Below are 7,880 nucleotides of genomic sequence, written 5' to 3' on the forward strand. Positions count from 1 at the left end.
CCAAGCAGATGCGAACAAACTACCGGACGGCTGCCGGCAACAGTGAAGCCGTCGTACCGTCAAAACCGGCATGGGCCGGCTCGTGGCCGGAGCCGCCGCCCGAGATGACCGTGTAGCCCTTCTCGGTGACTGTCAAAGTCACGATCCTGATCCGCGGGTCAAAGAGCGCCTCCAGCAGCTGAGCGGGGCCCTCCGGTGCGACAAGAATATGGCCGATAGAACCGACTATCCGAAGGCTCGTCTGTTCATCTTGACGACTGACAACTGTGTACAAACCATCTTGGGGAGCAAGCGCGTCCCGCGTGTCCGAACTCCGGGGGAGGCTGCAATGATGCCCCAATCGAGTTGTCCCGCGGCCAAGCAATCACCGTATAGATTGCCTGATGGGCCCTGTGGAAGTTGCCGATACCGAGATGCACGATTCCGGGCGTCACACTCCGTCGATCGTACCGATGAATTTGGACACCGGCTGATGCGAGCGCCAAATTGGCGTAAGAACGACGATTTTCCATTGTATGCAGCTCAATCGAAATGGAGACCACCGTTCATGTCGATAACCTCACCCGTGATGAACCCGGCTAGAGGTGACGCGAGGAATGAAACGGTGTGGGCGACTTCTTGAGGTTCGCAAAATCGCCCGACCGGGATTTGAGCAAGCTGGGCCGCGCGCTGTTCGTCGTTGAGCTGTTCGGAAACCATCGGCGACATTACGTAGGCGGGGGCAATTGCATTCGAGGTTACGCCCTGGCCAGCGGTCTCGCGGGCAATCGAAAAGGTCAACCCTATCATCGCGCTTTTCGAAACTGAATACGCCGTCCCTGCGGTCAAGCCTCCGCTTTTGGCGGCATAGGAGGAGATATTGACCACCCGACCCCACCGCTTCGACCGCATCCCTGGAAGAAATATCTGGGCGAGAAGGAATGCGGCTTCTACGTTGACTATGTTGACCCTTCGCCATTCCTCGATCGAGGTATCTGCCATTTTGTGGTTCGACAGAATGCCAGCATTGTTGACCAAAATGTCGACCGAACCGAAGTGCTGAAGAACCTTCTCCGCCGCCGCGCGCGTTGAACTCTCAACTGCCAGATCAACACCGACGGCAACGGCGCCATGCCCTATCCGCGACGCCAGCGCCTCTGCGGCCTTGGGGAGCAGATCCAGGACTGCTACTTGAGCGCCGGCGCGCGCCAGTTCCACTGCGATTGCGGAGCCGATAGCGCCTGCGCCTCCAGTTACGACAGCGGTTTTTCCTTCTAGCGATTGCAAGCGGGAATTCTCCATTGCTTGGTCAGACCGCGGCATGACGTGTCTCCGACGCATGCGCGTCGAAAAGGACAAAGATTTTATCGAGATGGGCGACCAATGCGGCTTCCGCACCGGGTCCGTCATTGGCATCCAGCGCATCCAGAATTGCCAAATGCTCCTGCAGCACAACCGCAAACCGTGCGGCATTGCCGGAGAAACGAATAAAGCGAGTCAGCTTGGCTTTAGCAGCGTGGATGGTCGTCCAAACTCCCGGTCGCTGCGCGAAAGACGCAAACAATTGGTGAAAATTCTCGTCATTGTCGTGAAATCCGTCAATATCGCCCTCAGCGATACTCCGTTCTTGAGCCGCCACCAGTGAACGCATTTCAGCGCTCATCGCTGGCGTCCAACGCGGCGCAACTTCGCGAAGAAGGCAAGTTTCCAGAGAACGGCGGACAAAATGGCTGTCTTGGATGCTGACGATATCAATTTGCGAAACAAAACTGCCGAGCTGCGGAAAGACACTTACAAGTCCGTCTTCGGCCAATCTTTGGATCGCTGCCCTCACAGGTGTGCGAGACACATTGAACTGGCGACACACCGCGTTTTCACTAATCGATTCGCCCGGCAAGAGCTTCGCACGCACGATTGCCTCGCGCAGGACGGAGTAAATTTGCTCACTCGCCGAACTGCGCCGGTTCAAAAACACGTCTAGTTCAGCCAATCCGGAAGACATGGCTTTCGCTCCATTCTGGTCGAAACGCGATATCGCGTTCCGCTCGCCTTCTTGCACAATGTCCTCCGAAAAATGCCATCAACAAAAAAGCAGTTGCACCTTGTATACAAGTGTACTAGAACTTCTGCGGTGAATGCAAGGCATTTGCGCTGGCGGTCTCGACAATTTTAAGCGGGAAGGCGGCGCTCTCAACGGGAGGAGTTTTGATGTCGAACTATTTGCGTCGCGTGCTCGCGATTGGACTGCTATCCGCAATAGGCGTGGGGTCCGCCTTCGCCGCTGGAGATTCAAAAATTGCGCTGGTTCCCGGAGGTCCGCACCCCTACTTCGCGGCGTGGGAGCAAGCTGGTAAGGATGCTGCCAAGGATTTTGGCCTGGCCGCAGCAGACTATAAGGTGCCGCAAAAGTGGGAACTCAGCCAGCAGAACCAGCTGCTCGAGAGCCTTTTGACCCAGGGTTATAACGGCTTTCTGATTTTCCCAGGTGACCCCGTCGGATCGGTCAGTACCGTCGACGAGCTCGTGTCCAATGGCGCGCCTGTCATCGGCGGCGCAGGGTGCTTCAAGGATCCTTCTTCAGCAACCTTCTGCCTCGGCACCGACACTGGCAATTCAGCATACATTGGAACCAAGGAGCTTTTGAAAACACTGACGGGCACCAAGAAGCGCATTGCTCATTTCACCGGCTTCCTTGTTGATCCGAATACCCAGCTTCGCATCGACGCCGTCAAAAAAGCGGCGGAGGAAGAAGGCGCAACGGTCGTCCAGGTCATCGCTGACATTGATGCGCCCGAGCCAGCCGAGGAAAAGATTAATGCCTACCTGGCAGCTCACGCCAACGACGTCGATGGCATCATCACGACCGCTTGGGTCCCTGCGGTTGTAGCCTCGAACGCAGTCCGAAAGATCGGCGACAAGCGGATCAAGATGGTAGCCATTGATCACGATCAAGTTGTGTTGAAGGCCATCAAGGATGGCTTTGTGAATGGCACAATGCTGCAGAATCCGTATGGCCAAGGCTATATCGGCACTTTCGTTCTCGACAAGCTTCGTTCGGGTTGCGCGGTCAAGACCGATGCGCCTTTTAAGAAGAATGCCCTCACTGACAAGTTCATCGACTCGGGAACCGTCTATGTCGCGGCCGACAAAATCGACACTTATGTTGACGCCATGCGCGACACGACCAAGAAGCTCTTTGAAACCTTCCAGGCGACTTATCTGACCTGCAAGTAACGAGACTTCCGCCAATGCCGCCGGGCTGCGTTCAAGCAGACCCGGCGGTCGTCCAACCAAATTGCACGGTGTCTGTCGTGACCCAGAGCCAGGCCTGATAAGATGGCAGCCTAGCCATTGAAGGTGCGAAACCATGTCTTATTCAGATGTGCCGGCGAAGGGTCCCAGTGGCGACATCGTCGGCAAGCCGCGCAGGAATGCCACCGAGACGCGATTCTATCTGACCAATGAGTTCGGGCTCATTGCCCTGATTGTAATCTTTGCTCTGGCCTTCAAATTCACAACAGAAGGTTTCTTTTCGGCCTTCAATTTGTTCACCCTCGGTCGTATCGCAGCCGTCAACATCATGATCGGCTTGGCCATGATGGTCGTCGTTATAACTGGGGGATTGAACCTTGCTGTAGGGGCGATCGGCGTTTGTGCCGCAATGACTTGCGGCTATCTCATTGAGGTGGTCGGGCTTCCATGGCCACTCGCAATTCTCTCAGCGGTGGCCCTTGGCGCCTTGCTGGGCTTTATCAACGGATGGACTTCCGTTCGCACAGGATTGCACAGCTTCATCATCACGCTCGCTACAATGAGCATTTTCTTCGGCGTAATGATTTTCCTGACGCGTGCAGAATCCTATCGCGCTCTGCCACCCGTCTTTGCAGCGTTCGGACGCCTCAAGCTGTTGGGTTTTTTCTCTCCGCTCCTCCTGGTCAGCCTCCTGGCTGCATTGCTTCTAGGATATCTTTATAATTTGACGGCGGTTGGGCGGGAGATGCTGGCTGCTGGCGCCAAGCCCGAAGCGGCGGAGATGTCCGGCATAAATGTCGGGCGCATCTTCATATACTGCCACATGCTGTCTGGCGCGCTCGCCGCCTGTGCGGCTCTGATGCTAGTCGCACGCAATGGAGCGGCGATCCCATCAATGGCGGGACAACTCGGACAGGACTGGCTGCTCATCGCGTTCCTTGGTCCTGTGTTGGGGGGAACACTTTTGGCGGGCGGCAAGGCATCGGTGCTGGGGACGTGCCTAGGTGCGTTTCTGGTGACGATGCTGACTAGTGGTTTGCTTCTATTACAGCTGGGCGATTTCTGGATTCAGAGCTTTTTGGGTCTGCTTTTGCTGGCTGCGGTATTGATGGACAAAACACGCCGAACCTTTCTGGCCCGGAGGAACATGGCATGAACGGCTCCTTCGCCAACGCCGTGCGGAGCGACTGGTTTGGGCCGCTGCTGGTTACGATCGTCGCCGTTGCGATCGTGGGGGGCTTCAACCCATCATTCCTATCGCCATTGAATATTCAGGTGCTGCTGCTCGCAATTGCAGTAAATGGCCTGATCGCGTTTTCGCAAATGCTCATCATCGCTATCGGTCAGATGAATTTGTCTGTCGGGGCTATCGGCGGTCTTTGCGCTATTGTTTTCGCCGGCATGATGGACGCGTGGCACGTGCCCGCATCCCTTGCCGCCTTAACCGCGCTGTCGCTCGGGGTCATATGCGGCGTAATAAACGGATTTCTGATCGCCCGAACTGGCATTTCGGCGTTCGTAATTACCCTCGCCAGCCTGTCCGTTTACAAGGGCATCAATTTGGGCATCACACATGCCCAACCCTTTTATGATATCTCAGACGGCGTGAAATCCATCGGACAGGGCGCGATCTTCGGGATCATTCCTTGGTTGATGCTCCCGACCATGGCTGTCGGGCTAGCCTTGTGGTTCATGCTTAATCGGCAACCCATAGGGCGGTTTATTTTGGCAGTCGGCGGCAATCAACATGCCGCAGAATTGTCGGGAATATCGATTGCAAATACAGTTGTCATCGCGCACGCCCTTTCGGGGTTTCTTGCAGCGCTTGCCGGTCTTCTCCTTGTTGCCCGTTTACAAATGGGTCAACCGACGATCGGCGACGACTGGCTAATTTTGTCTTTTGCCGCGCCCGTGATCGGCGGCGCGGTCTTGGCCGGCGGACACGTCAGCGTGCCCGCTACGCTGCTCGGGGTGGTGATCGTTGCAATAATCACACAAGCCCTCGTGCTTTTCGACATCGACCCGTTCCTCGTGCAGGTCGTGCTGGGCGCAATGATCTTGGCGGCAGTCGGCGCCAATCGTTTTCGCGAAAGTCGTTTGTCACGAAATCTCAAGAGGCTCTGAAATGGCGAGCGAGATAGCGTTCCAGGCTCTGGGCATTGAGAAGTCCTTTCCAGGCGTAAAGGCCCTAAAGGGCGTTTCCCTGACACTTAAAACTCATTCCATACATGCTTTGCTCGGCGAAAACGGCGCAGGGAAGTCAACGCTTATCAAGATCATTACCGGTGTTCACCACCCCGATGCCGGCCGCCTCATCCTGGAGGGCCAAGAGGTTCATTTCGGCTCGCCGCGCGAGGCCATCGCTCATCGTGTTGGCGTCGTACATCAAGAACGGAATCTTATCCCGAGGTTTTCTGTTGCGGAAAATATCCATCTCGAGCAACTTGGGGCTTCGTTGCTAAAGCCGGTGGACTATGCCGACTTGAACAAGCAGGCCGCGCGTTGGCTTGAGGCCCTCGGATTAGACATCGACCCAAGAACCCCGGTATCGCGCCTTAGCGTCGCCAAGATGCAGCTGGTCGAAATCGCCAAGGCCTTGTCTCTGCGCTCGCGAGTGCTTCTCCTGGATGAACCAACCGCATCACTTACCTCGAGTGAAACTGATCTATTATTCTCGTTTTTGCGAAAGCTGCGAGACCAAGGCGCCAGCCTGCTATTTGTCAGCCATAAGCTGGAAGAAGCGCAGGAGCTTTGCGACAGCGTCACAGTGCTGAGGGATGGGTCGAATGCCTGTGAAAGCCGGCCAATGGAGGGCCTGGGGCGGCAAGACATTGTCCGATTGATGATCGGCCGGGCCGAGGGTGAAGGCGGCTGGCGGGAGCGCAACTCGACTGGGGCTCCTCCGGCCATCGAGCTCAAGAACATTGAAACATCTTTAGGCCATTCGGACGTCAATCTGCATGTCCGACAAGGCGAGATTGTGGGCCTCTATGGCCTCGTGGGCGCCGGAAGGACCGAGCTTGCAAAATGCATCCTGGGTCAGTTTCCGCTGACGGCTGGTACCGTCGAGATCGACGGGAAGCCGGTTAGGATCAGGTCGGTCGGCGAAGCCATCCACACGCATCGTGTGGGATACGTCAGCGAAGATCGAAAGGGCGAAGGTCTGGTCTTGATGCATTCGGTGCTGTCAAATGCTGGAATTGCAGTGTGGCGCCCCCTTTCGGCACTTCTCGGATTCCTCACCGACCGCCTCGTGCGACACAAGGTAACGCCATACATCGAGAAGCTTGAGGTGAAAACACCCAGCCTCGCGCAGACGGTGGCCAACCTTTCGGGTGGCAATCAGCAGAAAATCAGCGTCGCCAAATGGCTGGCAGCAGGCGTCAAGATCTTGCTGGTTGACGAGCCGTCAGTCGGCATCGACATCAAGACCAAGGCTTACCTGCACGATTTGCTGCGAGAACTCGCCGACAACGGCACTGCCATTTTGCTGATCACGAGCGACATGCCCGAAATGATCCTGCTCGCTGACAGGATTCTGGTCATGAACGACTACCGGCTTCAGGGCCAGTTAATCAATGACGGATCCTATGCCGGCATGAGCGAGGGCATCATGAATCTGATCCATAGGGCTGAGGCCGCCTAAGCTCCTCACACTTTCAGGACTTTTCACCATCGGCCAAGAGGATCCCGTGGACAGGCGTGAGTTCGGCAGGACTGGATTGCAGGTATCCGCGCTGAGCTTTGGTGCGTCCTCTCTGGAGGTGTGGGCATGAGCCTCGCCGAACCCTTGGCAGAGGCAAACTCGAAATCCCAATTGGTCCCCTTCTGGCCGGGCGATTCATGCGTGATGACGATGATGCCGGCGTCCTTGGCCTTCTGCAGCACCGGCTCGAGCACCTTGGCGTCGTTCGGCACCACGCCGATGACTTTTACGCCCTGAGCGATGAGATCCTCGATGGCGCGAACCTGAAGTGCAGGATCGGCGCTGGTCGGGCCAACCATGAACGCATCGATGCCGAGCTTCTGACCGCGCTCCTTGATACCGGCCTCCATCGCGTTGAACCACGGAATGCCACCAATCTTCACGACGATGCCGACCTTGCCGGCCTATTGCGCCAGCGCCGCGAACGATGCGCCAAGCGATAGCGATGGGCGAGCGCCACGGCGGACGCTTCGCGCCAAGTTGATGGGTTCTCCGCCGCAGCCGCTCCGAGGCCGCCCGAAACGGCGGCGAAATTCTCAAGGCTCTGACGGATGGAGCAACAGAATTCCTTGTGGAGCGCGGCAGCGGAACCTGGAGTAGGAAAGGCCTTGGTGAGCACCATACCTCAGCCGTCACATCCCGATTCCGCGTTTTCTGCCGAAGCTCCAGTCGATGCCGCCGCTGTTTTGCACGAAGCCGGTAATGTGCTGGCCGATGCGCTTGTCGAGCATCGGCTGCCAGGGCACGAGCCGAAAGCCGAGACCATTGTCCAGCATGGCGAAGCGCCCGCTGGCAAGACGGACCGAGCCTAGCAGCCTGCCGCCGACATGATTGCCGGGCTGGACGGGCGCGAAGGTAAGGCCGCGCGCAGCGGCCATTTCCTTGCCGACCCGCGTAACCTCCTGGCGCTCCAGCGTGGCTACAAGGTCGCGCGAGAAGGTGA

The 7,880-nt window shown here is 57.1% G+C and carries 8 protein-coding genes and 1 pseudogene; 4 read left to right on the top strand and 5 right to left on the bottom strand.

What is annotated here, in order from left to right; genetic code table 11:
* Positions 1–19: 19 nt before the first annotated feature.
* From NKI70_RS34135 to NKI70_RS32260, 3 genes are all read right to left on the bottom strand, one after another.
* Positions 20–142, bottom strand: a complete 123-nt coding sequence (locus NKI70_RS34135; protein ID WP_502894702.1) for a hypothetical protein — start codon at positions 140–142, stop codon at positions 20–22.
* Between the two features lie 380 nt (positions 143–522).
* Positions 523–1,302 carry an SDR family NAD(P)-dependent oxidoreductase gene (locus NKI70_RS32255; RefSeq protein WP_352648450.1) on the bottom strand — a complete coding sequence of 260 codons (780 nt, stop codon included), beginning with the start codon at positions 1,300–1,302 and terminating at the stop codon, positions 523–525.
* Positions 1,289–2,038, bottom strand: a complete 750-nt coding sequence (locus NKI70_RS32260) for a GntR family transcriptional regulator (protein WP_352622040.1) — start codon at positions 2,036–2,038, stop codon at positions 1,289–1,291. Before NKI70_RS32260 ends, NKI70_RS32255 begins: the two co-directional genes overlap by 14 nt.
* 149 nt (positions 2,039–2,187) lie before the next feature.
* On the opposite strand from NKI70_RS32260, the gene NKI70_RS32265 reads away from it, so the two are divergent.
* The 4 genes from NKI70_RS32265 to NKI70_RS32280 all read left to right on the top strand — a co-directional run bounded on the left by NKI70_RS32265 (position 2,188) and on the right by NKI70_RS32280 (position 6,877).
* A complete protein-coding gene (locus NKI70_RS32265; RefSeq protein ID WP_023680812.1) occupies positions 2,188–3,213 on the top strand; it encodes a sugar ABC transporter substrate-binding protein in 1,026 nt (341 codons plus the stop codon).
* A gap of 133 nt (positions 3,214–3,346) precedes the next feature.
* Entirely contained in the window at positions 3,347–4,387 is a 1,041-nt protein-coding gene (locus NKI70_RS32270) for an ABC transporter permease (RefSeq protein WP_352700296.1), read from the top strand.
* A complete protein-coding gene (locus NKI70_RS32275) occupies positions 4,384–5,355 on the top strand; it encodes an ABC transporter permease (protein ID WP_352457842.1) in 972 nt (323 codons plus the stop codon). Before NKI70_RS32270 ends, NKI70_RS32275 begins: the two co-directional genes overlap by 4 nt.
* Before the next feature lies 1 nt (position 5,356).
* On the top strand, positions 5,357–6,877 hold the full coding sequence (locus NKI70_RS32280) for a sugar ABC transporter ATP-binding protein (protein WP_352700295.1): 1,521 nt from the start codon (positions 5,357–5,359) through the stop codon (positions 6,875–6,877).
* Between the two features lie 126 nt (positions 6,878–7,003).
* On the opposite strand, the pseudogene NKI70_RS32285 reads toward NKI70_RS32280, so the two are convergent.
* Together NKI70_RS32285 and NKI70_RS32290 are read right to left on the bottom strand one after the other, a co-directional pair.
* Positions 7,004–7,326: pseudogene (locus tag NKI70_RS32285) on the bottom strand (substrate-binding domain-containing protein); the annotation flags it as partial.
* Positions 7,327–7,569: 243 nt separating this feature from the next.
* A partial coding sequence (locus tag NKI70_RS32290) for a DUF3363 domain-containing protein (protein ID WP_352700294.1) occupies positions 7,570–7,880 on the bottom strand: 311 nt, incomplete at its 5' end.

Source organism: Mesorhizobium sp. M0500 (assembly GCF_040321165.1).
Lineage (GTDB): Bacteria > Pseudomonadota > Alphaproteobacteria > Rhizobiales > Rhizobiaceae > Mesorhizobium.